Annotated in this window: 17 protein-coding genes; 8 read left to right on the plus strand and 9 right to left on the minus strand. The window is 59.6% G+C overall.

All coding sequences use genetic code 11. The features are described 5' to 3' along the window. Positions 1-508 precede the first annotated feature (508 nt). Positions 509-4,447, plus strand: coding sequence for a DUF4214 domain-containing protein (locus IGW03_RS06700; RefSeq protein ID WP_194721764.1), 3,939 nt, complete (start codon positions 509-511; stop codon positions 4,445-4,447). 145 nt (positions 4,448-4,592) lie between these two features. On the opposite strand, the gene IGW03_RS06705 is transcribed toward IGW03_RS06700, so the two are convergent. The 3 genes from IGW03_RS06705 to adh all read right to left on the minus strand — a co-directional run bounded on the left by IGW03_RS06705 (position 4,593) and on the right by adh (position 8,429). Then, a complete protein-coding gene (locus IGW03_RS06705) occupies positions 4,593-6,344 on the minus strand; it encodes a PQQ-dependent methanol/ethanol family dehydrogenase (RefSeq protein WP_194721765.1) in 1,752 nt (583 codons plus the stop codon). 88 nt (positions 6,345-6,432) lie between these two features. After that, complete coding sequence (locus IGW03_RS06710) at positions 6,433-6,831, minus strand: DUF779 domain-containing protein (protein WP_194721766.1); 399 nt, start codon at positions 6,829-6,831, stop codon at positions 6,433-6,435. 77 nt (positions 6,832-6,908) lie between these two features. Next, positions 6,909-8,429, minus strand: a complete 1,521-nt coding sequence (adh, locus tag IGW03_RS06715) for an aldehyde dehydrogenase (protein WP_194721767.1) — start codon at positions 8,427-8,429, stop codon at positions 6,909-6,911. A 369-nt stretch (positions 8,430-8,798) separates the two neighbouring features. Here adh and IGW03_RS06720 point away from each other — a divergent pair, with 369 nt between their 5' ends. Beyond that, on the plus strand, positions 8,799-10,949 hold the full coding sequence (locus tag IGW03_RS06720; RefSeq protein ID WP_228535151.1) for a putative bifunctional diguanylate cyclase/phosphodiesterase: 2,151 nt from the start codon (positions 8,799-8,801) through the stop codon (positions 10,947-10,949). Between the two features lie 120 nt (positions 10,950-11,069). Here the strand turns inward: IGW03_RS06720 and gdhA are convergent, their stop codons facing one another. After that, positions 11,070-12,413, minus strand: coding sequence for an NADP-specific glutamate dehydrogenase (gdhA, locus tag IGW03_RS06725; RefSeq protein WP_194721768.1), 1,344 nt, complete (start codon positions 12,411-12,413; stop codon positions 11,070-11,072). Positions 12,414-12,784: 371 nt separating this feature from the next. On the opposite strand from gdhA, the gene IGW03_RS06730 reads away from it, so the two are divergent. Continuing rightward, on the plus strand, positions 12,785-13,396 hold the full coding sequence (locus IGW03_RS06730; protein ID WP_194721769.1) for an HAD family hydrolase: 612 nt from the start codon (positions 12,785-12,787) through the stop codon (positions 13,394-13,396). 62 nt (positions 13,397-13,458) lie between these two features. Here IGW03_RS06730 and acs read toward each other — a convergent pair whose 3' ends face one another. The 5 genes from acs to pedF form a co-directional block, all read right to left on the minus strand. Continuing rightward, the gene (gene acs / locus IGW03_RS06735) at positions 13,459-15,441 is read right to left on the minus strand and encodes an acetate--CoA ligase (RefSeq protein WP_194721770.1); all 1,983 of its coding nucleotides are present in this window, start codon (positions 15,439-15,441) and stop codon (positions 13,459-13,461) included. 234 nt (positions 15,442-15,675) lie between these two features. After that, positions 15,676-16,665 carry an FAD:protein FMN transferase gene (locus IGW03_RS06740; protein WP_194721771.1) on the minus strand — a complete coding sequence of 330 codons (990 nt, stop codon included), beginning with the start codon at positions 16,663-16,665 and terminating at the stop codon, positions 15,676-15,678. 22 nt (positions 16,666-16,687) lie between these two features. After that, positions 16,688-18,805 (minus strand): 4Fe-4S binding protein, encoded by a 2,118-nt coding sequence (locus IGW03_RS06745; protein ID WP_194721772.1) that lies wholly within the window; start codon positions 18,803-18,805, stop codon positions 16,688-16,690. A 4-nt stretch (positions 18,806-18,809) separates the two neighbouring features. After that, positions 18,810-19,643, minus strand: coding sequence for a substrate-binding periplasmic protein (locus IGW03_RS06750; RefSeq protein WP_228535153.1), 834 nt, complete (start codon positions 19,641-19,643; stop codon positions 18,810-18,812). Positions 19,644-19,855: 212 nt separating this feature from the next. Beyond that, the gene (gene pedF / locus IGW03_RS06755; protein ID WP_194721773.1) at positions 19,856-20,338 is read right to left on the minus strand and encodes a cytochrome c-550 PedF; all 483 of its coding nucleotides are present in this window, start codon (positions 20,336-20,338) and stop codon (positions 19,856-19,858) included. Positions 20,339-20,831: 493 nt separating this feature from the next. On the opposite strand from pedF, the gene IGW03_RS06760 reads away from it, so the two are divergent. The 5 genes from IGW03_RS06760 (at position 20,832) to IGW03_RS06780 (ending at position 26,462) form a co-directional block, all read left to right on the plus strand. Beyond that, positions 20,832-21,785, plus strand: coding sequence for a GGDEF domain-containing protein (locus IGW03_RS06760; RefSeq protein ID WP_194721774.1), 954 nt, complete (start codon positions 20,832-20,834; stop codon positions 21,783-21,785). A gap of 251 nt (positions 21,786-22,036) precedes the next feature. Then, positions 22,037-22,738 carry a hypothetical protein gene (locus IGW03_RS06765; protein WP_194721775.1) on the plus strand — a complete coding sequence of 234 codons (702 nt, stop codon included), beginning with the start codon at positions 22,037-22,039 and terminating at the stop codon, positions 22,736-22,738. Between the two features lie 53 nt (positions 22,739-22,791). Continuing rightward, entirely contained in the window at positions 22,792-23,883 is a 1,092-nt protein-coding gene (locus tag IGW03_RS06770) for an IS630 family transposase (protein ID WP_194721776.1), read from the plus strand. A 56-nt stretch (positions 23,884-23,939) separates the two neighbouring features. After that, a protein-coding gene (locus tag IGW03_RS06775; RefSeq protein WP_228535155.1) for an IS5 family transposase occupies positions 23,940-24,727 on the plus strand; the annotation gives its coding sequence in 2 pieces (ribosomal slippage) (positions 23,940-24,282 and positions 24,282-24,727; 789 coding nt in all). 1 nt (position 24,728) lies between these two features. Beyond that, a complete protein-coding gene (locus tag IGW03_RS06780) occupies positions 24,729-26,462 on the plus strand; it encodes a hypothetical protein (protein WP_194721777.1) in 1,734 nt (577 codons plus the stop codon). The last annotated feature ends 73 nt before the right edge of the window (positions 26,463-26,535 follow it).

The raw sequence follows: 26,535 nt of genomic DNA on the forward strand, positions 1-26,535 counted from the left end.
TTAATACCTAATAACGGATTTTGATTCGCCAACCTTATCAAAGCTCCTGCGGGAGCGGAAGTTACAAAGCCAGAACAACCAAAGCACACTTCACTGTACAGATAGCACGGGCATCACATCTTCAAGCGAACTTCTCGATGAGGCAAGGGATATGCGGTCCATCACTCGAGCCATGCAAGGAACACGACTTCCGCAACATAACACCAGCCGTCTCCAACACGACTCTTTCCATAAGGCATCATTTCACTTATATTGTATGCAGGATTATCACGCCAAAAAGATCATGGCCTTATTGAATTAACAACGAACATCTTATTGGAATAGCAAACGATGCTACCAGCCTGACAGGTCCAATGATGACAGGCGCAAAACACTTCTCTGTAGTTCTCGGGAAGGCTGTCTTCCCATCGCGATTCAACTCCAATCGGATTGCCTGCACCCAGCATATACGCCCGATGGGCGTGCAGGCTTCCTCCGGTATGTTCGTGATCATGGTCGTTGAGTCACAATGATGAATAATGCAATCAAAGATTTCGTTCAGAATCTGTACCGAAACGTTCTTCTGCGCGAAGGAGAAGCGGCCGGCATGGCCGGCTGGACCGAGCAAGCCGAAAATGGCCTGACTTCGGTCGAGATGGTGAAGGGCTTCATCACCTCACCGGAAGCGCAGTCCATCATCTCTGTGCTTCACCTATATCAGGTATTCTTCGGCCGTGCGGCAGACCTCGACGGCTTGCGTTACTGGCTTGGGTTCCTGCAGGACGGCATGAGCCTCAGTGACATCGCCTTCAACTTTTTCCAGTCCGAGGAATACAAGCAAAAGTATTCGAACGCTTCGGCCGACGCTGTCCTTGACACCTTCTATCAAAATCTTTTCGGAAGAGCCAGTGACGCCGAAGGCAAAGGCTACTGGCTGAATATCGTCCGGCATGGCGGATGGAACCTGGGTCAAGTTGCGGCAGCATTCACCGCATCTGACGAGGCGATGGACCCGCAAGGCAGCGCTACCCGGTTCGCGGAAAGTTTCCTGGTGCTGCGTTCGTCCAATAGCAGCATCCCCACGACAGAGGCGGCGAAAGCTCTTGCCGGACATTCGCTGGAACAGGCAATAACAGCGACGCAAACAGTGAAAGGGACGGTGCAGGCAGGCACGCTCGAACATGTGCATGTCTACCGCGCCGTCGATGAGAGTGCACTTAAAGCCGGAGTGCTGATTCCGGTGCAAACCGACGGCAGCGGAAAATTCCTGCTGAGCGGCGGCTATGGAAGCCTGTATGCCGTCGGCGGCAAAGATGTGACGACCGGAGTCACCAACGGTAGATGGTTCTCCACGGTGGCCGCTTCAGGCAGCGGTGAAATCATGATCACGCCGTTGACAACGGTCATTCATGCGCTCGTCGAACAGGGAATCGGCATCACGGATGCCATGGCGCTCGTCAATCAGGCTTTCGGCATCGATTCCGCAATCAACCTGCTGACCTTTCACCATCTTGACAAGGCCATTGCATCCGATTCGTCAATGAACGAAAAGAAGAATGCGCTCGCCGTCAAAGCCGTTATTGCGCAACTATCCATCCTGACCGAAGGCGCAGCGGCTCTGATCAAAGGCACGCCGGGCAATGCCGGCATCGATACCAGCATGATCTCGCTTCGCGTCGCCGATGCACTGGCAGAGAAGATTGCAGGGGCTGCTGCAAGTGGCAAGCCGTTCCAGGCAGGCGCATTGCTCGGACTTGATGCATACGATGTGATCAAGGAACTTGTAGCAAACAGCCTGCTCAAATTTGAGGCTGCTGCTGCAGTGCCCTTGAAGAATGCAGCGACAGTGCAGTCCGCCGGACTGACCGACGATGCGTCAAAGATCATCGCCGCATTCAATGTGCCGATCAGCAAAACGGTGGAACTGATCAAGGGCATGTCCGCACTCAATCCGGGCGATCTGATCGATGCGTTGTCCCTGATCGCCAAAACCGAAGCCCTGGCACTTGGAGAAGCGCACACGCTGATCGGAACAGGCATGCAGGACGGCAGCCTGGCGAACGAGCTTGCCATGCTGTTGGCCAGAAATCTCGGCAACGCCATACAGTCCTTTGACATCGGCCGAATTGCGGACGGGATCGCGAGCACGAACGCCCAAAGCATGATCGACCGTATCTTCAGTCCTGCGCCGGTGACACCGGATCAGAACTGGCCTGATTTCTTCGTCACGAATACGCTCGGCCAACTGACTTTCAGCGGCAGCGCAAGCGGCAACATCACGATCGCCATCGACATGAATGGCGTCATCTCCTTTTCGCGGGGCGGAGTTACTGCGTCTACGAAGGGATCGGCGCTATCGGCAGTCGTTGTCGATCTCTCGGCCGGACAGGTACTCCAGCTTGCAAATTCGCAACTGGCGCAAATAGCGGACTTCACGGTCACGGGTGGCGGCAGTCTCGTCATCCAGGGAGTGATTACGCTTTCGGCACTGAATGGCATGCATTTCGATCACCATACCGGAGGGGTCAGCTACCGCATCCAAGACACGCCGGCCAACATTCTCAACGCCGCGCCTGCGAATCTCAGCGGTGCGCAGGAAGTCACCGTCAATGCGGGAACGAATGTTTTCTACAGCGTCGCCAATGCGACGGATCTGCTTTCCCGTCTGACGAGCAGGACAGGCCTGACACTAGGCGTTATCGATACCGCTTCGGCGATACTGGCCAATCATGCCATTACCGGTGTCACCGCCTACAAGCTGAGTGGAAATGCCGACGACCTCAGCGTTGCCAATGCCGCCGCCCTGGTCGCCATCAGCGGCTTCGATATCAACAGCAAGACCATTACCGTACTGGATACGGCTGCAGCAATACTGGCCAATCACGCGATCACCGGCGTGACTGCCTACAGCTTGAGCGCCGACGCAAACAATCTCAGCGTGGCCAACGCCGCCGCGCTGACGGGCATCGGCGGCTTTCATGTCAACAGCAGATTCATCACGGTGCAGGATACCGCGGCTGCAATACTGGGCAATCATGCGATCACGGATGTATCGGCATACAAGCTGAGCGAAGATGCGGACGATCTGAGTGTGGCCAATGCAACCATCCTCGCCGGCATCAGCACCTTCAGCACCAACAGCAAGGATTTCATCGTACTGGATACGGCTTCGGCCATACTGGCCAGTCACTCCATTAATGGAGTGACTGCCTACAGGCTCAGCGAAAACGCCAGTGATCTCACGGTGGCCAACGCTGCGGCGCTGGTTGGCATTAATCGTTTCAGCGCCAACGGCAAGGACATCACCGTCATGGACACCGCTTCCGCGATACTCGCCAAGCATGACATTACAGGCGTCACGGCTTACAAGCTGAGCGCCAATGCTGTCGACCTTACTGTGGCAAACGCCTCCACGCTTGCAAGCGTCAGCAGCTTCAGCGCCAATGGGAAGAGCTTTACGGTACTTGACACTGCGGCAGCCATCATCGCCAAGCATGCAATTACGGGTGTGACGGCGTACAAGGTACTGGACACACATACGGCGATCATGAGCAATCATGCCGCCATGTCCTATGCCTCCGCATTCCTTCTGAGCGCCGACGTCGTTGACATGTCGGTCGCCGACGCCGCCACGCTGGCTGCCGTCAATGGCTTCGATGTGAATGGCCACGTGTTTTCGGTCAAGGACAGCTTCAATGCCATACGCGCCAAGCATGCTATCGACGGCGTGACGAAATACAAGTTGGATGCCAACACATCCGTGGATAACGTCAATCTCTTGCTGACCGAAGGATTGGCGCTGGCAAAACTGCACTATACGCTTGCAGATACGGCAACGGCCATTAACGCAGCGACTACCGAGGTGCTTAATGCGTCCGATGGCTTATTCAGCACGGCCTCATCCGGGAATGATACGTTCAATCTGAACCGCAGCGGCGCCGTCACGGTGCGCATGAGCATTGATCTTGGCGCCGGCGACGACAATTTTGTCGGCGGCGAAGGCGTGGATCATATCAATGGAAACACCGGTGCCGACACGATGGACGGCGGGTCAACACAGGATTTTTATACCTATTCGGACAAGGGCACGGATTCCCCTGTCAATTCCGGCGCAGCACCGGCGGCAGGATTTGATATCGTCAATGTCAGGGGCGGGGACGGCTTCTATATTGCGGAGTTTGGTCCGTCAGGAACCCTTCGCACGGTGCTGGACGCCCCGAATCCCGGCAGCGGAAGTGGCACGGACTTGCTTGCTGCGCTGAGTACCGCGTATGCATCTGTCAGACAGAACGATAAGGACGTGATGTTTGTGCGCTTTTTAGATGGCAATCAGTATCTTGTGGTTAACGACGGACAGGACGGCAATACCGGCATCAATGTCATCAATGCTGCCGACACCGTAATCAAGATCATCGGTTCGACTTTGCCCGCAGCCTATGGAACAAACCAGGTGATATTCGGGGCATAGACCATGGACCGAGTTCTCTACACGTGCACCATAAAAAAACCGGTGGCAAACGCCACCGGCGAAAATGCAATCGTCAGAAAACTTGCCGGCGGACAGTCCGGCCTCTGAGCGAAAGCGGAGACAACGACCATCAATCAAATCGAACTTAAATCGACGACAGCTTGAACACCCACACCGAGCCGCCCTGCTCCAGGAAGTTCACGCGCTTGGCGACTTCGCCGCCCCACAGCGGCACCGCACCGCCCCAGCCCGACACCACGGCCACGTACTGCGTATTGCCTTCCTGCCAGGTGATGGGCGGCGCGACCACGCCGGAGCCGGTCTGGAATTTCCACAGTTCCTTGCCGGTCTTCGCATCGAGCGCCTTCAGGAAACCTTCCGGCGTGCCGTAGAACACCAGGTCGCCGGCGGTGGTCATCACGCCGCCCCAGAGCGGCGCATTGTTCTTCACTTCCCAGACGATCTTGCCGGTCTTCGGATCGATCGCGCGCAGCGCGCCGATGTATTCGTCGCTGAGCGGCTTGATGGTGAAGCCGGCGCCCAGGAAGGCCGCGCCCTTCTTGTAGCTGATCGGCTCGTTCCAGATATCCATGCCCCACTCGTTGGCCGGCACGTAAAAGTAATTGGTCTTCGGGCTGTAGGCCATCGGCTGCTGGTTCTTGCCCCCCAGGAAGGACGGCGCGGAGAAAACCGTCTTGCCCTTCTTGCTGTCGTCGGCCTTGGTAGGATCGCCCGGACGGCTTTCTTCCACATAATTCGGGCGGCCGGTTTTCAGGTCGATGCCGGTGGCCCAGGTGATCTTCTTCACGAAGGGAAAGGCATTTTCCAGCTTGCCGTTCTTGGCGTCGATCACATAGAAGAAGCCGTTGCGGTCGGCCTTGCCGCCGAGCCGCTTGCCGTTCATGTCAAAGGTGACGAATTCATTGACGCCGTCGAAATCCCAGCCGTCATGCGGCGTGGTCTGGTAGTGCCATTTGATCTGGCCTGTCGCGACATCGATGGCGACCGTGGCCGAGGAATACAGGTTGTCGCCGGGGCGCAGGTGACTGTTCCAGGGCGCGGGATTGCCGGTGCCGAAGTAGGCCAGGCCGGTGGACGGATCATAGGTGCCGCCCAGCCAGGTGGCCGCGCCGCCGGTCTTCCACAATTCGCCCGGCCAGCTCTTGTTGGCGGTGCCGGAAATGCCGTTCTCGGTCTGCTTGCCGTCCTTGTCGTACTTGTAGCCCATGTGGCCTTCGACAGTCGGGCGCATCCAGACCAATTGGCCGGTGCGTGGATCGCGCGCTTCGACGCGGCCGACGATGCCAAACTCGCCGCCGGAGACACCGGTCAGCAGCAGGCCCTTCGCGATCAGCGGCGCGGCGGTGTTGGAATAGCCTGCCGCATAATCGTCCACCTTGTCCTTCCACACCACTTCGCCGGTCTTCTGGTCGAGCGCGATCAGCTGAGCGTCCAGCGTGCTGAAGATGACCAGGTTTTCAAACAGCGCCGCGCCGCGGTTGACCACGTCGCAGCAGGGCATGATGCCGTCGGGCAGGCGATGCTCGTATTTCCAGAGCTTCTCGCCGGTCTTGGCATCGAGCGCATAAATGCGCGAGTAAGACGCGGTGACGAACATCTTGCCGTCATGGATCAGCGGCTGCGACTCCTGGCCGCGCTGCTTCTCGCCGCCGAAGGAAAACGACCAGGCCGGCACCAGCTTGGCCACATTCCTGGCATTGATCTGCGACAGCGTCGAATAACGCTGTCCCTGCGGGCCCATGCCCCATGACAGCACATCCTTGGGCGACTTCGCGTCGGCTTCGATCATCGCATCGGTGACGCCGGCGGCATGTGCGCCGAATGCGCCGGCGGCGAGCGCGGCTGCAATCGACAGCCGTATCAGTTTGCTTTTCATAGACTCCTCCTGTTATTGTGAAATGTCCTGCCGCCGGACCGCATGCGATGGAATGGCTTGGTAGTGCTCATCAAGTCGTCGAATCCGGTCAGGGCTGGCGCACGCAGTCGCGTGCAGCCTCGCGCGCCAGCTTGTCGCACTCCTCGTCGGTGAACAGCCGCGAACGCGTGAAGAAGCGCTTTCCGGTTCCGTTCTCCAGCGAGAACATGCCGCCCATGCCGTCGACCACGTCGATGATCAGCTGCGTATGCTGCCAATATTCGAACTGGTCGCGGCCGATGTAGAAGGGCGCGCCCTGCAGCGTGCCCAGCAGCACATCGGTCTGGCTGATGTTGAATTCGCCGGCGGGATAGCACATCGGCGAGCTGCCGTCGCAGCATCCGCCGGATTGAAAGAACATCAGCGCTCCGTAACGCCTGGTCAGGGTATCGATCAGCTGCGTCGCGGTCTCGGTGGCAACCACTCTTGGCGGTGCGGTATAGGCCATGTGTCATCCTGTGTCGAATCGCCCGCCGCTTCGGCCGTCGTGCCTCAGGCGGCGGGCAGGGTTCTGACCGTTGCGGATCAGAAGAAGCCGAGCGCTTTCGGGCTGTAGCTCACCAGCAAGTTCTTTGTCTGCTGATAGTGATCGAGCATCATCTTGTGGTTTTCGCGGCCGATGCCCGACTGCTTGTAGCCGCCGAACGCGGCATGCGCCGGATACAGGTGATAGCAGTTGGTCCACACGCGGCCGGCTTCGATGCCGCGGCCCATGCGGAAGGCGCGGCTGCCGTCGCGCGTCCACACGCCCGCACCGAGGCCGTAGAGCGTGTCGTTGGCGATCGACAGCGCTTCCTCCTCATCCTTGAAGGTGGTGACCGACACCACCGGCCCGAAGATCTCTTCCTGGAAGATGCGCATCTTGTTGTGGCCGCGGAACACGGTCGGCTTGACGTAGTAGCCGCCGGCCAGGTCGCCGTCCTGCGCCTTGCGTTCGCCGCCGGTCAGCACCTGCGCGCCTTCCTGCCTACCGATGTCGATATAGGACAGGATCTTTTCCAGCTGCTCCTGCGAGGCCTGGGCGCCGATCATGGTCGAGGAATCGAGCGGGTTGCCCTGCTTGATCTTTTCCACGCGTGCGACGGCGCGCTCGATGAAGCGGTCGTAGATCGATTCCTGCACCAGCACGCGCGAGGGGCAGGTGCAGACTTCGCCCTGGTTCAGCGCGAACATCGCAAAGCCTTCCAGCGCCTTGTCGAAGAATTCGTCATCCTTGTCCATCACATCGGCGAAGAACACGTTGGGCGACTTGCCGCCGAGCTCCAGCGTCACGGGAATGATGTTCTGCGAGGCGTACTGCATGATCAGCCGGCCGGTGCCGGTTTCACCCGTGAAGGCGATCTTGGCGATGCGCTTGGAGGATGCCAGCGGCTTGCCGGCTTCCAGGCCGAAACCGTTGACGATGTTGACCACGCCGGGCGGCAGCAGGTCCTGGATCAGTTCCAGCAGGACCATGATGGAGGCCGGCGTCTGTTCGGCAGGCTTCATCACCACGCAGTTGCCTGCGGCCAGCGCAGGGGCGAGCTTCCACACCGCCATCAGGATGGGGAAGTTCCAGGGAATGATCTGCCCCACCACGCCGAGCGGCTCGTGGAAGTGATAGGCATAGGTTTCTGCGTCGATCGGGGCGATGCTGCCTTCCTGCGCGCGCACCGCGCCGGCGAAGTAGCGGAAGTGATCGATGGCCAGCGGAATGTCGGCCGCCATGGTTTCGCGGATGGGCTTGCCGTTGTCGATGGTTTCGGCGGTCGCCAGCAGTTCGAGATTGGCTTCCATGCGGTCGGCGATCTTGTTGAGGATGATCGCGCGTGCGGCCGGCGAGGTCTTGCCCCATTCCTTTTTCGCCGCATGCGCCGCGTCGAGCGCGAGTTCGATATCTTCCGACGTGGAGCGCGCCACTTCGCAGAAGGTCTTGCCGATGACGGGGCTGATGTTTTCGAAATACTGGCCCTTGACCGGCGCGACGAATTTGCCGCCGATGAAATTGTCGTAGCGCTGCTTGAACGGATTCTTGATGCCGAGTTTGCTGATGTCTGCCAGATTCATGTCGTCCTCCGAGTGGCGATAGTGGATTGTGGGTTGTGTGATCCAGGGCTTGCCGGGATGACTTCACTTTGGCAATTGGCGTGCCAAGCGGAGAACGGTGTGCTGAATACGGCCGCATCGGGCTTTGAGGCCGTATTCAGCCGTTTTATGCAGATACCGGCCCTGACCGCGGTCGACAACGGGTGTCTTCTTTTCGAGCAGTCGCGCAGAACCTGTCCCAAACTGCAACACGCTTCAAAGACAGTTATCAAAAACCCTATACGGCCTGACAAGCCGGAGGGCAAACCGGCCCGGTTTGCAAATGTTTAAAGACCTTTTCTGGCAAAAGCCCTAAAGCTGTGGCATTGTTCTTTCTTCAAAGTAACAACAATGTCCCAAGCCATGCCGTCCCTGCTTCAACCGACGTACAGTCTCCCTCTCGTCTTCGCGGCGCTCTGCATTGCCACGCTCGCTTCCTATACGACCCTCGATCTCGCCGGCAGGATTTCCGCCCTGGGCAAGTCGTCGCAGCGGCGCTGGTGGCTGGCAGGCGGTGCCATATCGATGGGCCTCGGAATCTGGTGCATGCATTTCGTCGGCATGCTCTCGTTCTCGCTTCCCATCCCTCTCGGCTACGACTTCACCATCACCGCGATCTCCCTGCTGATCGCGGTACTGGTGTCCTACTTTGCCCTCGATCTGGTAACCCACGGCACCCTTTCCATCGGGCGCCTCGGCATCAGCGGCACGATGATGGGCGTCGGCATCGCAGGCATGCACTACACCGGCATGGCGGCCATGGAGATGGATCCGGGCATCCGCTACAAGCCGCTCATCTTCGCGCTCTCCATCCTCATCGCGATCGTGGCCGCCACGGCGGCGCTGTGGATCGCCTCCACCCTGCGCAGCAACAAGATCAAGCGGGTATTCCTGTGGCGCATGGGCGCGGCATTGATCATGGGCTGCGCCATCGTCGGCATGCATTACACCGGCATGGCGGCCGCCGAGTTTCCGCTCGGGTCGGTGTGCATGGCCGCTTCAGGGATCAGCACCAACTGGCTGGCCGTCACGATCGCCGGCTCGACCTTCAGCATCCTGACCATCACGCTGGTCCTGTCGGTGCTCGACGCGCGGCTGCAGGTGAAGACGACGGCCTATGTGCAAACGCTCAAGAGCGTCAACGAAAAACTGCAGCACCAGGCCATGCATGATGCGCTGACCGGCCTGCCGAACCGCGTGCTGCTGTTCGAACGCATCCAGCTCGCCATCGACAGCGCCGACCGGACGCAGAAGCAGTTCGCTCTCTACTTCATCGACCTCGACGGCTTCAAGGCGATCAACGATTCGCTCGGCCATGCGGCGGGCGACGGCGTGCTGAAGGAACTGGCTTCCCGGCTCAAGAACGCGGTGCGCAAGGAAGATATCGTGGCGCGCCTGGGCGGCGACGAATTCGTCGTCATGGTGGGGAATATCCCGGATGCCGGCATGGCGAGCCATATCGCCGAAAAGCTGTTCGAATGCTTCAAGACCTCGCTGATCCCGGACCAGGCCAGCCTGCCGATTTCGCCGAGCATCGGCATCGCGCTCTACCCGGACGACGGCACCACCGTGGATGAACTGATCAACCATGCGGACGCCGCAATGTACGAGGTCAAGGCCGGCGGCCGCAACAACTACCGCTTTTTCGAAGCCTCGATGAACGTGGCGATGAAGCGCACCATCGAAATCCAGCGCAGCCTGTCCGCGGCGATAGAAAAGAATGAGTTCTTCGTGCAGTACCAGCCGAAGTTCGACTGCGCCGACGACAGCCTCCTCGGCGCCGAAGCGCTGCTGCGCTGGAAGCACAGCACCCTGGGATTGATCTCGCCGGCCGAATTCATTCCGATTGCGGAGCGCTCGGGGCAGATCATTGCGCTCGGCAAGTGGGTGATCGATGAAGTCTGCCGGCAGATGCGTGTCTGGCACGAAGGCGGACTGAAGCAGCTGAAGGTGGCGATCAATCTGTCGCAGATACAGCTGCGTTCGCCGGGCATTGTCGAGGATATTCTCGACATCACGGCCGCGCACGGCATCAGCCCGTCCATGCTGATGTTCGAGATCACGGAAACGGTGGCCATGCAGGATGCGGAAGCGACCATGGCTGCGATCAGGCAGCTCCAGGATGCCGGATTCGAGCTTGCCATCGACGACTTCGGCACCGGCTACTCCAGCCTGAGCTATCTGCAGCAGTTCGGCGTACAGCAGATGAAGGTGGACCGCAGCTTCATCAACAACCTGACGACGGATGAAAAGGGGCAATCGATCGTTGCGGCCATCATCCGGCTGGCCCACTCGCTGAATATGGAAGTGGTGGCGGAAGGCGTGGAAACCGAGGCGCAGCTGGCGCTGCTGAAAGAACTCAAGTGCGATCAGACGCAGGGCTACCTGCTGGGACGCCCCATGGGCGTGTCGGATTTCGTTGCGCTGATGCAGCCGCAGGCTCGCCGGCAAGCCATGGATGACGTCAGCAAGGAACCCGATCTTCCCGTGGGGATCGGGTAGTCCGCCTGGATGCCGCATACGCCATGATTGGCGCGTCGGCAATCCGCCGGCGGCAGCCGGCAAAGCTGCGGCCTGTTTGAACATCGGTCGTATTCAAACAGGCGCGTTACAGAGGCGGAATTAAATCACGCCCTGCGCCAGCATCGCATCCGCCACCTTCACGAAACCGGCGATGTTTGCACCGTCCACATAGCTCAATGTACCGTCGTCGCGCTTGCCGTAGTGCAGGCAGGCGGCATGGATGCCCTGCATGATCTGCAGCAGGCGGGCATCGACTTCCTCGCGCGGCCATGAGATGCGTTCCGCGTTCTGGCTCATCTCGAGACCGGACGTGGCGACGCCGCCGGCGTTGCTGGCCTTGCCCGGCGCGTAAAGAACGCCGGCCGCCTCGAATGCCTTGGCGGCATCGATGGTGGACGGCATGTTGGCGCCTTCGGCCACGCATACCACGCCGTTCCTGATCAGCGTCGCGGCGTCATTGGCATCAAGTTCGTTCTGGGTGGCGCATGGCAGCGCCACGTCCACCGGAACATGCCAGGGGCGCACGCCCGCTTCGAACCGCACGCCGGTACGCTGGGCATAATCGCTGACGCGGCCGTAATGATGGTTTTTCACGTCCATGAGAATGGCGAGCTTCTCGGGAGTGAAGCCGTCCATGTCGATGACCGTGCCGCTGGAGTCGGACACCGTCACCACCTTGGCGCCCAGCGCCATGGCCTTTTCCACCGCATACTGGGCCACGTTGCCGGAGCCCGACACGCTCACGCGCAGGCCGTCGAAGGAGCGGCCGCGCGTCTTCAGCATTTCCTGCGCAAAGTAGACGGTGCCGTAGCCGGTGGCTTCGGGACGGATCAGCGAGCCGCCGAAACTCAGGCCCTTGCCGGTGAAGACGCAATCGGCGCGGTTGGTCAGCTTTTTCATCATGCCGGTCATATAGCCGACCTCACGGCCGCCCACGCCGATGTCGCCGGCGGGAACGTCGGTATCGGCGCCGACATGGCGGAACAGTTCCGTCACGAAGGCCTGGCAGAAGCGCATCACCTCGGCCGAGCTCTTGCCCTTGGGATCGAAATCCGAACCGCCCTTGCCGCCACCCATGGGGAGCGTCGTCAGTGCGTTCTTGAAAGTCTGTTCGAAGGCCAGGAACTTCAGCACCGAAAGATTGACCGACGGATGGAAGCGCAGGCCGCCCTTGTACGGGCCGATCGCCATGCTCTGCTGGATGCGGTAGCCGCGGTTGACCTGGACCTGGCCGTGATCATCCACCCAGGAGACGCGGAACATCACCACCCGTTCGGGCTCCACCAGCCGATCCAGCAGTCCGTGCTCCGCATACTTGGGGTGCTTTGCGATGTATGGCCACAGGCTTTCCATGACTTCGGTGACAGCCTGCAAGAATTCAGGCTGACCGGGATTGCGCTCGGCAACATGCTGCACGAATTGATGAACGGAGGTGTACTTCATAGTGGATTCCTGAACAAAGGGATAGAAGGAAGGGCTTTTGTATTTACTGAACGCGCATTTTGGCATAAATTTCGCACCAAAATGGAGCGGTTTTTCTTCCGAGTTTTGCAGGGAAAGTCAGCGGACCCAAGTCTTGTCCTAGTTGCGGACACGCATATCCCTCGCCACGCAAATACGTCAATGCCTCTATGATGGCAATCCTTTGGCAAACGCAACTGCGCCGGAATGGCATCATGCATAAATGGCAAGCCTTGATGATTGTCGGGCGCTAAGGGAAACATGCGCCGAGAAACCGAAAGCGAATGGAAGCAACTCGTCCCTTCCACGCACTCTATGAACAAATACACAAGCACCAGCAAGGAAACTGATTGATGAAGAAAGAAATCATCGCCCTCGACGGCGACGGCGTCCTGCTCGACTACCATACCGCCTACCGCTTCGCATGGGAGCGCGCGTTCGGCGTGCTGCCCGACATCGTCGACCCCGACGCCTATTGGGCAATGGACCGCTATGCGGTGCGCCGGCTGGAAGGCGAGGAGCGGGATCGGTTCCGCAAGTGCTTCGATCACGTGCACTGGTCATCGCTGCCTGCACTGCCGGGTGCCGTCGATGCATGCCATCGGATGCACGACGCGGGCTACGAGCTCGTGTGTGTGACGGCGATCGGCAAGGAATTCGAGCAAGCCCGCCTGATGAATCTGCGCGAAGCGGGCTTTCCGATTGAACGGATCGTCGCGACGCCCATGGCCTTGTACGGCAGCAGCCCGAAGGTTGCGGCGCTTACCGAACTGCAACCGGTGGCCTTCGTTGACGATTACCTGCCCTACTTCGCCGGCATTCCGCGACAGGTGCATGCGGCTCTCATCCTCAGGGAGCCCAACGGCAGTCCGAACGTCGGCCCGGACCTGGAGAACATCGATTCACGGCACCAGGATCTGGCCGGCTTCGCAGACTGGTGGCTTGCGCAGGACCATGCTGCCTGAGGCGCCATGAAAAGCTGCCCGCGCCGCTTGTGACGGCGCGGGCAGCACGTCATGCAGCAGGTCTATTGCACCTGCCGCATCTGTTCCAGGATGGCCGGATTTTCCAGCGTGGAGACATCCTGGGTGATCTGCTCGCCCTTGGCCAGCACGCGCAGCAGACGCCGCATGATCTTGCCCGAACGCGTCTTCGGCAGGTTGTCGCCGAAACGGATCTCCTTCGGCTTGGCAATCGGCCCGATCTCCTTGCCCACCCAGTCGCGCAGCTCCTTGGCAATCTGTTTCGCCTCATCGCCGCTCGGCCGCGCCCGCTTCAGCACCACGAAGGCACAGATCGACTCGCCCGTCGTCTCGTCCGGCTTGCCCACCACTGCCGCTTCCGCCACTAAGGGATTGGCCACCAGCGCCGATTCGATCTCCATCGTGCCCATGCGGTGGCCCGATACGTTCAAGACGTCGTCGATGCGGCCGGTGATCGTGAAGTAGCCGGTGCTCTCGTTGCGCACCGCGCCGTCGCCGGCCAGATAGATCTTGCCGCCCAGCTCTTCCGGGAAGTAGCTTTTCTTGAACCGCTCCGGGTCATTCCAGATGGTGCGGATCATCGACGGCCATGGCCGCTTGACCACCAGGATGCCGCCCTGCCCGTTCGGCAGGTCGTTGCCCGTCTCGTCCACCACGGCCGCCATGATGCCCGGCAGCGGCAGCGTGCAGGAACCCGGCACCATCGGTGTTGCGCCCGGCAGCGGCGTGATCATGTGGCCGCCGGTCTCGGTCTGCCAGAAGGTGTCGACCACCGGGCACTTCTCGTTGCCCACATTGCGGTAGTACCACATCCAGGCTTCCGGATTGATCGGCTCGCCGACCGAACCCAAGAGGCGCAGCGACGACAGGTCGTACTTCTTCGGATGCACGTTGGCGTCGGCGTCGGCCGCCTTGATCAGCGAGCGGATGGCGGTGGGCGCGGTGTAGAAGATGGTGGCCTTGTGGCGGGCGATCATGTCCCAGAAGCGGCCGGCGTTGGGATAGGTGGGCACGCCTTCAAAGACGATCTGCGTGGCGCCTACGGCTAGCGGGCCGTAGGCAATATACGTGTGGCCGGTGACCCAGCCGATGTCGGCGGTGCACCAGAAGATGTCTTCCGGCTTGATGTCGAAGGTCCATTTCATGGTCAGCATGGCCCACAGCAGGTAGCCGCCGGAAGCATGCTGGACGCCCTTGGGCTTGCCGGTGGAGCCGGAGGTGTAGAGGATGAACAGCGGATGCTCGGCCTCGACCCATTCCGGTTCGCAGGTGCTGGCCTGGTTGGCGACGACGTCTTTCAGCCAGAGGTCGCGGCCCTGCACGAAGTTGATATTGGCGCCGGTGCGCTGGTAGATCACCACGTTCTTCAGGTGCTCGCAGCCGCCCATGGCGATGGCTTCGTCGACGATGGCTTTCAGGGGCAGCTGCTTGCCGCCGCGGACCTGCTCGTCGGCGGTGATGACGGCGACTGCGCCGGCGTCGATGATGCGTTCCTGCAGCGACTTGGCGGAGAAGCCGCCGAAGACGACGGAATGGGTAGCGCCGATGCGGGCGCAGGCCTGCATGGCGACGATGCCTTCGACCGACATCGGCATGTAGATGACGACGCGGTCGCCCTTCCTGATGCCGAGCATGCGCAGGCCGTTAGCCATCTTGCAGACGCGCTCATGCAGCTCGCGGTAGCTTACCGAAGCTACAACACCGTTGTCGGATTCGAATACGACGGCGGTCTTGTCTGCATTGCCGTTCTGAAGATTGCGATCGAGGCAGTTGTAGGAGACATTGAGCTGACCGTCGGCGAACCACTTGTAGAAGGGCGCATCGGATTCATCCAGCGTCTGCGTAAAGCGCCGGTGCCAGGCGATGTTGTCATGGGCAAGCTGAGCCCAGAACAGCTCATAGTCGCGTTCCGCCGCGGCACACATGGCCTTGTAGGCATCCATGCCGGCGATGCTGGCGTGGCGCACGAACGACGGCGATGGCGGGAAGATGCGGGCTTCTTGTTTCAGGGTCTGGATATCGGACATGCTTTTCTCTCTGTCTGCTTTTCGAAACTGTAGCTTGCTGCACAAGTGCAAGAGCCGTGCCGAGTATCATGGCCAGCGTCAGGCCCATGCCGAGCATGCATTCATACGCACAAGCGGGCGGTGATGCAGGCAGGGCAGCCGGGAGACTGTTGAGATTTGTATCAGTCCGCAACAGCAGGCGCGCAAATTTTGATCAACACAGCACAGTTTCGCAAAAGCGCGTTTGCACATGACTCAAACCAGCGGAAAGCCTTTCGTCCACACTTCACTGCCGTCCTTGCGGACAAATAGCGCATCCACGCCCCGCCAAACGCTTGCAAGCGCCATCCCGCGTTCGCTTCCCATCACCATCAAGGCGGTCGACAATCCATCGGCCAGCATCGCAGCAGGCGCGGCGACACCGACGCAAGCCAGCTCCAGAGGCGAATCGCCGGAAACAGGATCGACGATGTGATGCCGCGACAAGTCGCCGCTGAACGCAGTCTCGTAGTCACCGGAGATTGCCAGGCTGCGCCCGTCCAGGCGCACGGCATGCAGGAGGCAGGATGAGCGGGGATCGGCAATCCCCACCTGCCAGGGCCGCGCCGAAGCACGTTCTCCGCTGCCCCGGAATTCGCCGATATCGACCAGCGCATCGCTTATGCCATGCCCCTGCAGCGCCGCCAGCGCCATATCGGTCGCATATCCCTGGGCAATGCCGTTGAGCGTAATCGCCATGCCGGCCCGGCGCAGGCGTACCTCTGGCTCGCCGGCCAGCACATCACGCCAGCCGACCAGCTTGTGCGCAGCAGCGCGATCGATGCCGCCCAGCGTTGCCTGCCAGAGAGGCTGGACCGTGATATCGAACGCTCCCCGCGTCAATACCGACAGCCGCAGGGCCTCGCGCAGGACGGCAAGCAGATGCGGGTGCGGAGAATCGAGCCGGCCGTGGCGATTGAGGAGCTGCACCTGGCTGTCCTCGCGATGCACCGTCATCAGCCGGTCGATTGCATGGGCCTGCGCAAACGCATCCCTGATCGCCGCCCGTGCCCTGTCCTCATCATCGTGCACGAGCTGTATCGTGACGGTGGTGCCGAAAGCGAGATCGGCGCCGCGATACAGGCGACGGCCCGGTGCAATCGCTTCGCCTCGCTCGACCGTGCCGGGAACGGGCGCACCCGGCCAGCAAAAAGCGGATAGCCCAAGCAGCCCGGTTGCGGCCGCCATGAATGTCCTGCGCTGCATTTATGCCTCCTTGGCCATGTCGTCATGCCGGCTCGATCGGCACCATGGTGCGCCGCTTCTTTTCCAGGATCAGCGGCGCGCACTTGTCATCGCTGCGATAGATGACCACGCAGTCCATGCACTGGAAGCATTCGTCATAACGCACCGTGCCGTTCGGCCGGATCGCTTCATAGTCGCAGCGATGCCTGCAGGTCTGGCAAGGCTTGCCGCAGGCGTCGCGCCGAGGCAGCCATGCAAACAGCCGCATCCTTCCCATCAGCGCCAGGCCGGCGCCGAAGGGGCACAGGTAGCGGCAGAAGAACTTGTAGCAGATGGCGCCTGCCGCAAGCAGCCCGGCGGCATACAGCACTAAGGGCCAGGACCGGACGAAGTTGAGGGTGATTGCGGTCTTGAACGGTTCGACCTCCACCAGCTTGTCGGTTAAAGACGGCGCGATGAATATGCTGGCAAGGATCGCGGCCAGCACGCCGTACTTCAGCAGCTTGAGCCTGGCATCGACCGCCGGCTTGAGCCGCAGCTGTGGCAGCCGCAGCCGTTGTCCCAGCTTGCCGGTCAACTCCTGCAGCGCGCCGAACGGGCACAGCCAGCCGCAGAAAGTACCGCGCCCCCACACCAGCAGCGATACCAGCGCGCCGCACCACAGCACGATGGAAACCGGGTCGTACAGCATGAATTCAAGGCTGCGGCCTTCCTTCAAAGCCTGGACCGCACCGGTGATATTGACGATTGACAGCTGCCCCTGCGCATGCCAGCCAATAAAGAACAAAGTGAAGGCAAGAAAGGCAATGCGGAAACGGTAGAAGCGCTTCGCGTTGATGGTGAGCCGCTTCTGCGCAGCGAGCGCCGCGAACAGCAGCACCAGGCCAGCCGCAGCGATGGCGAGATCCGTCCAGCGCTGTTTCCATACCGGCAGCCAGGTCTTGTTGTCCGTTGCGCTCGCGTGATAGTAGCGCTCGGGCAGACGGTAGGCGAAACGGAATTCCTGTGCGATGCGCTCGGGATAGATCATGCCCTTGAGACGCGTCACGCGCAAGCTCAGATCCAGCGGCTGCGACGGATCGAGCCCGGCCTGGCTGATGATACGGAACACCATCATCTCTCCCGGCGGACCACCTTGCGCGCTGCGCAGCCGCAGATCGAGATTGAGGTCGCGCATTTCGATCGGCAATCCGCCCTGGGACAGCACGAGGCGGTCGGGTACCGTGCCCGGCCTGAAGCTGTCCGAAACGGGTCCGTAACGCCCGCCCCAGTGGATCAGCAGCGCATGGTCACCGTCTTCGAGACGGCCCTCGAGCCGTTTCAGGCTGGCATCGTCGAGCAGGCTGCGTCCTATCGTGGGCACCGACACCAGTGCCGTCTGCATGTCGATAAAGACCTCGTCGGGCCGCGCCAGTGCTTCGCCGTCGAGGCCTTCTCCGGGCGTACCCTTGAATGCCTTTTCCACTTCGCCATTCAGAACGCGCATCGACTTGATCAGCCCGCCTTCGCGCAGCGCCGGCATGTCCAGCACATCGCTGACATCGCTGCGTATCCGTGCAATCTGGTCCGGATCACGCGCACCCGAAAAGCCGAGCTTCTTGCGCGCGATCTTGAGTGCAGATGACAGCACGCTCTGGTTGATGATGCGTACCGATGCGGTGGCTTTGGCAACACCGTCGATCCGCACATTGCCGCCTTCATTCGCACTGGTCCCGCCCCCCTGCTCCGCACCGATCGCGATGTTCTGCTTCAGCGACAGGCCGCGATACTGGCTGACGAAGCGCTTGAGCGGCGCTTCGCCCAACCCTTCAAGGAAGACCGGTTCATGATGCGACAGCACCTGCACATCAAGAAAGCCGCCAGCTGCATCCAGCGCCACCAGCAGATTCACCGGCACACCGGAAAAGCCCGGCACGGCGGCAAAGTCGACGGACTCGAACAGGTAGCCGACCAGCTCGGTGGCCGTTGCGTTCTGTCGAAGCAGCGGCCATACGGGAATGTCGGCGTCCTTGTCGCCAACCATCAGCGGCGCCGGGAATTGCCGCTCCAGCAGTTCACGGGTCAGGACGCCTGCCGCGGCATCGCTTTGCCATGCGACGGCAAGCCAGATCAGAAGCGCCGCGGCAACGGCGGGCAGGCAGTGCAGCGATGCGGTCGGCATAGGCTCAGGGTTTGGTCGGCGTGACTCCATACTTCGCGAAGATTCTTGCCATTTCCCCGGAGGCGCTCAAGTCGTTTGCCGCCGCCTGCAGGGCACGCGCCAGTTCCGGGTTGCCCTGCTTGACTGCCATGCCGACTACCCAGCCCTGCCGCGGCAGGCGCGGGAAATTGAGTTCGGAGAGAGGAAAATTGGTGTCGCCCCTGACCACGGTCTCGATCTCCGATTGGGCCGCCAGCACCGCATCGAGCTCTCCGGTCTTCAGCGCCGCCATCGCCGCTGCTGCGGTGTCAAAGATCTTGACGCTGTCGCGCACCTTGCCATCCTGCTCGCCGAGCAGCACCATGGCGGCGATCGATACCTTTTCCACGCCGACCTTCCTGCCGGCCAGGCAGTCGACGCTTTCGCAGCTTGGAATCCTGCGCACGTCGCGCACCAGGCGTACGCGCTCGCGGTAGTAGGGCGCGAAGATCTCCACATTCTTGTTCTCGGCCATCAGCCGGTTGTCGACCGGTACATGCATCATCACGTCGGCAGGGCCGTAACCGAGGTAATGCCCTTTCCATACCATGTTGCGCAGGTCGTCATTCAGGTTCTCGCCGGCGTCAAAGGGCAGCAGGCTGACACGCACGCCCAGCTTCCCGGCCAGCGCCTGGGCAATCTCCACGTCGATGCCGGCATCCTTGTCGGAGAAAGGCTGCATGTCCTTGTAGACGGCGACCTTCAGCACGCCGGCCTGCTTCACCTTGTCGAGGTCGGCCTGCGCCGCATGCATGGCGGCGTTGAGTCCGCAGAACAGCGTGCCGAGCAGTGCCAGTCTGCGCCATGCGAGTGATTTCATGATTGTCTCCTGGTTATTTGTTTGGTTTGTGTTGCTGTGGTGGAGGCAAGGGGCAATGCAGTGCGTCGCGCCTCCAGCTCCCTCCCCTTCAAGGGGACGTAGCAGGGAGAGGAACGTTCCATAAGCATATTGCCGCACGCCTAACCGCCTGCAAGCGGCCCGAATCCGCTGGCGCATTGCGCACCTCATAGAGGCCGTATTCTTTCAACCTCTCACTTCACCTCACGCTTCGTATCCAGATAAGCCTTCACCGTCCACATCGCTTCCTGGCTCAGCGTGCCTTCAAAAGGCGGCATGTACACCGCGCCGTTGCGCACCTTGCCCCGCCGTACGGAGGTCAGGTAGTACTGGTCGATCTCCTTGTAGCAGGCCTGTTTCTTGGCTTCGATCTTGATGTTCGTGCAGTCGCGGTCGAGCTTGCGCAGGTCGGGTGCGATGCCGCCGGAGACGGCTTCGATGCCGTGGCAGCGGGCACAGTTCTGGTTGTAGGCCGAGCTGCCGATGCGGATCGCCTCCTTGTTGCTGCGGTAGGGATTCTCCTCGCGCCATTGCTCGCCCAGCTGCGGCAGGGACTTGGTGTCGACTGCCTGCGGCGTGACATCGCCGTGGGCGTGGACCGACGGTGCATGCAGCAGCGCCGACAGCGCCAGCGCGGTAAGGGCCGCGAATGCGGTCCGGGAACCGGATGTGTTCATGATGCCTCCTCAACGTTATAAAAATATCGGATGGCATCATCAAGGCAAGTAGCATGCCATTGGCAGATCAGGCTGATGACAAGGCGGTGCCGGTGCATCTTCGATGCGGATTGATTCAATATGGAACACAGGTGTTGCTTGCTGCAACAGCAGGAAGACGCAGCCAAGCCTTTGCATGCGGACAAACGTGGGCACTCACAGTGCGGTCACTCGCGAAGGTCTCTTGCCATGGCCTCCTTCGGCAATTCCAGGCACGACGATTCCGATGCGCCTACGCTGGCTGGTTCAATACAAACCCGTCGAGCTGCGCGAAGCGACAGACTGTTGGTCACTGCGATGTGATGAAAAATTCAACGCTGCGCCAAGGCCATGCATGCGATACCACGCTTCAAGGCTTTCTCTGCACTTCAATGCGCTGGGAGGCTATTTACGGACCTATAATGCGATCATCCATCACTCAATGGTCTGCATGACCATATCGCGGGACGGCCCGATGACTCACGTATCCCCTGACTCCACTATCCCGCATGAAGATCCCAGCTTCTACCGGACGCTGCTGGAATCCACCAAGGCCATCCCCTGGCGCATCGACTGGCAGACCATGCGCTTCAGCTATATCGGCCCCCAGATCGAGCAGCTGCTTGGCTGGAAGCAGGCGAGCTGGATAACCGTCAACGACTGGGCCGAACGCATCCACCTGGAAGACCGGCAGAAGACGGTCGATTTCTGCGTCTCCCAATCGCAGAACGGCGTTGATCACGAAGCCGACTACCGCGCCCTCACCGCGGACGGAGACATCGTATGGATCCGTGACGTGGTGCATGTGCTGCGCCGCCCCGACGGCAGCGTCGACTCGCTGGTCGGATTCATGTTCGACATCAGCGAACGGAAAAAAGCCGAAGACAAGATCCTGAAACTGCAGGAAGAGCTCGAGACCCTGTCCTACAAGGACGGCCTGACCGGCGTGGCCAACCGGCGCATGCTGGATGCGCTGCTCGATGTCGAGTGGGCGAAATCCCGCGCCAGCCGGCAGCCCATCTCGGTCATCCTGGTCGATATCGATTTCTTCAAGCAGTACAACGACCACTATGGCCACCGCGCCGGCGATCAATGCCTCAAGCGCGTTGCCCATGTGCTGGATGCCGCCGCCACACGCTCGCGCGATCTCTGCGCGCGGCTGGGCGGCGAGGAATTCATGCTGGTGCTGCCGGAGACGGATGCCGCGGCGGCACTGCAGGTGGCCGAGCGCTGCCGCAAGCTGCTGACCAGGGAAAGTATCACGCACGCCCAGTCGCATGTGTCCGACAGCGTGACGGTGAGCATGGGAATCGGCACCATCGTTCCCGATTCGCAGGATGACCTGAGCGAATTTCTAGAACTCGTCGACCGCAGGCTCTATCAAGCCAAGGCCAACGGCCGCGACTGGATCGAGGCCGGGGCGGCATAATCTTCTTCCCGTCGACTGAGCTATCCATTGCCACGGATGCTCCCGAAATCCTTGCCCGGTTCAGCAAAATGGAGACTATTCCGATGTTCGACGGAACCGTTTTCATTTCCGTACCACTCACCTGAGAGCGCGGAGGCCCAACCGGGCTGTATCCGCCGTTGACACGCGCGGATTGTCCGCTGCGGCAAGGCCTGCGCTCCGGCGCTGCGCAAGCGGCGTCGTACGCGAGCTTAGACCTTCAGGGCCCAGACATGCGCATTCCATTTCCATCTTCGGTTATTCCCGATCACGACAACTATTCCTTTTTCGGAAAGGCATGGAAGGACCGTTTCAACGGCGTGACGGAACTGTCGGCCAAGACCCGCTCGGGCGGCACGAATCTATCGGATAACGAGGAACGCCATGCGCACCAGACCAAACTGCTGGAGGCGCGGCTCAACACCTTTCTCGATGCCGCGAGTACGCCTGCAGTCGTCACAAAAACCGCTATTGGCCGTGTGGAGGTGCCGTATGTGAAGTCGCCGCTGCCTGCACTGCGGGATGCGCGCATCCTTCCCAGCTTTTCCCGTGCACGCGCGGGTTCCGTGGACAGCTTTAACAAACGCAAGGCGATCTCCAAGCTCAAGGAGGAGTTCCTGCGCTGCGATGAACCTGTCAGGACGGCATTCCTTGAAAAAATCCAGGGCGATATCACCAGTGCACAGGCTGGCAGTTTCATCAAGGCGAAATTGGAAGAATCACATAAAGAGCTTTTCAGGTTGACGAGCAAGAACAAGTTTCAGGACCTGGACTCCCTCGGAGAGAAAAGGAGCCAGTTGGAGCGGAGACGAGTCGAAGTCGGCGAGATGCGAGGCAGGGAGAAGCTTTACGGACAAGCCACCTTGCTTTTCAACGGGACGGATCGCAAATTGCGCTCCATTGACCGCAAGACTAGTATCCTGTCCCGCAAATAACTTTACTTAGTCAATACTGTCTAAGCTAAGGTAATGACCATGAGGAGACGATCATGGAACGCGGGCGCCCTAAAAAAGCTGAAATCGTGTTGTTGGATCATGAGCGTGCCGAACTGCAAGCCTTGGCGCATTCCCGCTCGCTGCCGCATAGCATTGTGCGCCGGGCACAAATGATTCTGATGTCCGCTGATGGCATGAACAATGCCAGCATTGCCGAGCACTTCGACATGTCCCGTCCCATTGTTGGCTTCTGGAGGAAGCGTTACCTGACCCAAGGCATCGCCGGCCTCTACGACGAAAGCCGTCCCGGCCGGCCACGCAGCTATCAGGATGAACAAGTTGCTGACCTGCTCAATAAGGTGTTGCAAGAACAGCCCAAGATAGCGACCCACTGGAGTGTACGCCTGGCGGCCAGCGAAACGGGTATCTCCAAAAGTACAGTGCAACGTTATCTGCATCTGTTCGGTGTACAACCGCATCGCAGCAAGTCATTCAAGTTATCAAACGATCCGCAGTTCGTTGACAAGGTGCGCGACATCGTTGGCCTGTATCTGAACCCACCAGACAAGGCGCTGGTGCTATGCGTCGACGAGAAGAGCCAGATTCAGGCTATTGAGCGCAGCCAGCCCTCGCTGCCGGCTGGGCTGGGCCACATTGAGGGCGTCGCACATGACTATTTCCGCCATGGTACGACGACGCTATTTGCAGCACTGGATGTGGCCACTGGTGAAGTGGTCGGCCAATGCAAGGCGCGGCATCGTCATCAGGAATTCCTAGCCTTCCTGCAGCACCTCGATCGCACCATCCCCGAAGACCTGGACATTCATCTGGTCATTGATAACTACATTACGCACAAACATTCCAAGGTACGCGCATGGCTGGCACAGCGACCTCGCTATCATGTGCATTACACGCCTACCTACAGTTCATGGTTGAATCAGGTAGAGCGTTGGTTCTCACTACTGAATCAACGAGTACTACACCGCGGTTCCTTCAAAACCGTCGCTCAACTCACCGAACGTATAGATCGCTTCGTTAATGAATACAATGCCAACTCACGACCCTTTGTATGGACGGCGACCGCCGATTCAATCTTAGAAAAAGTACACCGCCTGTGTAAAGTTATTTGCGGGACAGGACACTAGAACTCATTTCATAAATAGGTAGTCGACGCTCTTTTCGACATGACGGGGTTTTCATCATGGCGCGAAGAGAAGAACTTACCGATGAACAATGGGCGATTCTGGAGCCGCTCATTCCGGCTCCCGTACGGCGGGCAGACGGACGCGGCCGGCCAGTGGTCCACAGCGATAGAGCTGTGCTTAACGGCATTCTATGGGTGCTGCGTACTGGCGCTGCATGGGCTGATTTACCCAACCGCTTCCCATCTGGCTGTACATGTTTCAGACGTTTCACCCGATGGGTCAAGGCGGGTGTCATGAGGCAGATACTCGAAGCACTGGCGCGACACCTGGAACAAGCAGGAAAGATCGATTTATCCGAATGCTTCATCGACGGCACTTTCGTAGTGGCGAAAAAGGGGGATCCAAAGTGGGAAAGACCAAGCGGGGCAAGGGCACGAAGCTCATGGTTATTACAGACGCTCATGGTCTTCCACTCGCCGTGCACACGGCTTCTGCTAGCCCACATGAAGTCACCCTTGTCGAAGCTACCCTCGATGAAGCCGTCACCGTGGGACGACCCCGACGACTTATTGGGGATCGTGCCTATGACAGTGATCCGCTCGATCAAAGGCTCGCAGAGCGCGGCATTGAATTGATTGCACCGCATCGCAAGGGGCGCATCCGGCCTGCCACACAGGATGGTCGTCCTCTGCGACGTTACAGAAGGCGATGGAAGGTTGAACGGACCTTTGCCTGGCTTAACAAGTTTAAGCGTGTCATTACACGTTGGGACCGCTGCATCGAACATTACACCGCCTTTGTTCATCTCTCACTTGTCATGATTCTGCTTCGACGCCATTTATGAAATGAGTTCTAGAGAAATCCTGAGACCATCTTCCTATAAACTGCACCGAGCAAACAACAACGGCGACAAGGTCACGAACCGGCCGTTATATGTCGAGGAATTGAAAAACCTTCGACGAGAAGGCATTAACAGCGCCCAAGACCTGAAAACGGAAACTGGCATCCGCAATTTCACGGAAGCGCAGTTCATCACACTGGCGAACGCGATAAGGGATTTCCGCGAGCAGGTGAAGACTTTGGAAGGCGCTGGCGCGGCGGACGAACAGGCGCTTCGAGCCGCGGCAAAGCCCATCCTGTACAGCCGTGAAAGAGAAGCGGTTCACCGCTTCATCCGCGATATGGTTCGCCAGCTCAAGAGGGCTGGGGTTCCTGCCGAGGACCTCAGCGAAATCCGTGCGCTGATTCCCGACAAGCCTGGCGGCGCGCAGGCGCTGTTCCAGGGACTCGTGCCCGGCACCGGAAAGCAGATGCGCCTGCAGGACGAGGCCGAACGCATGGCCAAGGCGTTGCCGAAGGTTTTGCGGCTTACTGCTGCATATGGGGAAAAGTTGCAGGAAAACCTGATGCAATTCGACCTGAGCGGGGTGCAAGCTTTCAGTGACTATGTGAACAACGATGAGCCACCGTCCTCACATGCTCTTGAATTCATCAAGTCGTTCCAAGGCCAAGCCTTTGTAGACGCAATTGTAGAAAAAGGGATTGAACTGTTTGGGCCTCAACTTTACCAAGTAGAAGCTCTCAAAACCCGAAATGTCCGGAAAGATCCTGACGAGACGCTTCGTCTTGCAGCGGACTTGTTGAAGCTCGTTTTAAAACTTAGCTCATTAAGCTGTCCCTCCCTTGATCATCTTGTGCAAGAGAACCAGCATCTCTTCATGATGACTAGCGATCCGGAATTCTGGGAAACGGAGGCCGTCGGCAAGGCGGCAACCCGCCTGACGCAAGACTCGGACATCAATTCCACGAAGAAGTCACGCATCTTCAAGCAGATGAAATTGCGCGCCGCTGCTATGGGAGTGGATGCAGCCGAGGTTGACGCCTACATGATTCAAGGCATCGCCAATACACTGCGCAACCGCAACATGGTGATCGAAGGCACGAAGATAGCCGGCGTGATCGGTTCCGTCGCCGGCAATATTTCATCCACGCCCTTGTCCGTGGTGGCGGCGCCCCATGCACCTTTCCTTGCGCTGCCCGGCATCATGGACCTTGCGCTGATGCCTGCCGGCTGGGCCATCGGACAAATACCGGGCGCCATCTTTGGTGCGACCGTGCTGAACGACATGAAGCGCGCTCGCCTGCAGGAAGCAAAGGACAGCGGGGGCGTGATGAACTCTGATCTGTACAGAGTATCGGACGTGAATCATCTCAGCGCAACTTATACATCGGCCAGTAAAAGCATTCGTTTCAGCCGGAAGAACTTGGCGAAACTGCTCAATGCCGAAAAGCCGGCGTTGATGCCCATGGCGCGTGGAAGTTTCAGTCAGTACAAACATGCGCATGGCCAGGTGTGGAAAGGCATGGCAAAGGAAATTTCTTCGCTTGTGTGGACTCCCATACGCTACGTTTTCTCCACCGGTCCACAAGACGCATGGAAAGATCTCGTGATCCACAATGATCCGGCGCAGTGGAAAAGGCAGACTGCAGAACGGTTGAAAGACTACATGGGATATTACTCGTCTGAGTCTGTATTCGTCGAGGACAGGTCGACAGATGGGTCAAGTTCTGGAGTATGACCGCCACCTGCTGAAGTAATGGTAAATGGCGTTCCACCAAGTGTTAAAAATTTTTAATGGAATATGGCAGGCA

This window comes from Noviherbaspirillum malthae (assembly GCF_015352985.1).
In the GTDB taxonomy this organism is placed as follows: Bacteria; Pseudomonadota; Gammaproteobacteria; order Burkholderiales; family Burkholderiaceae_D; genus Noviherbaspirillum; species Noviherbaspirillum malthae.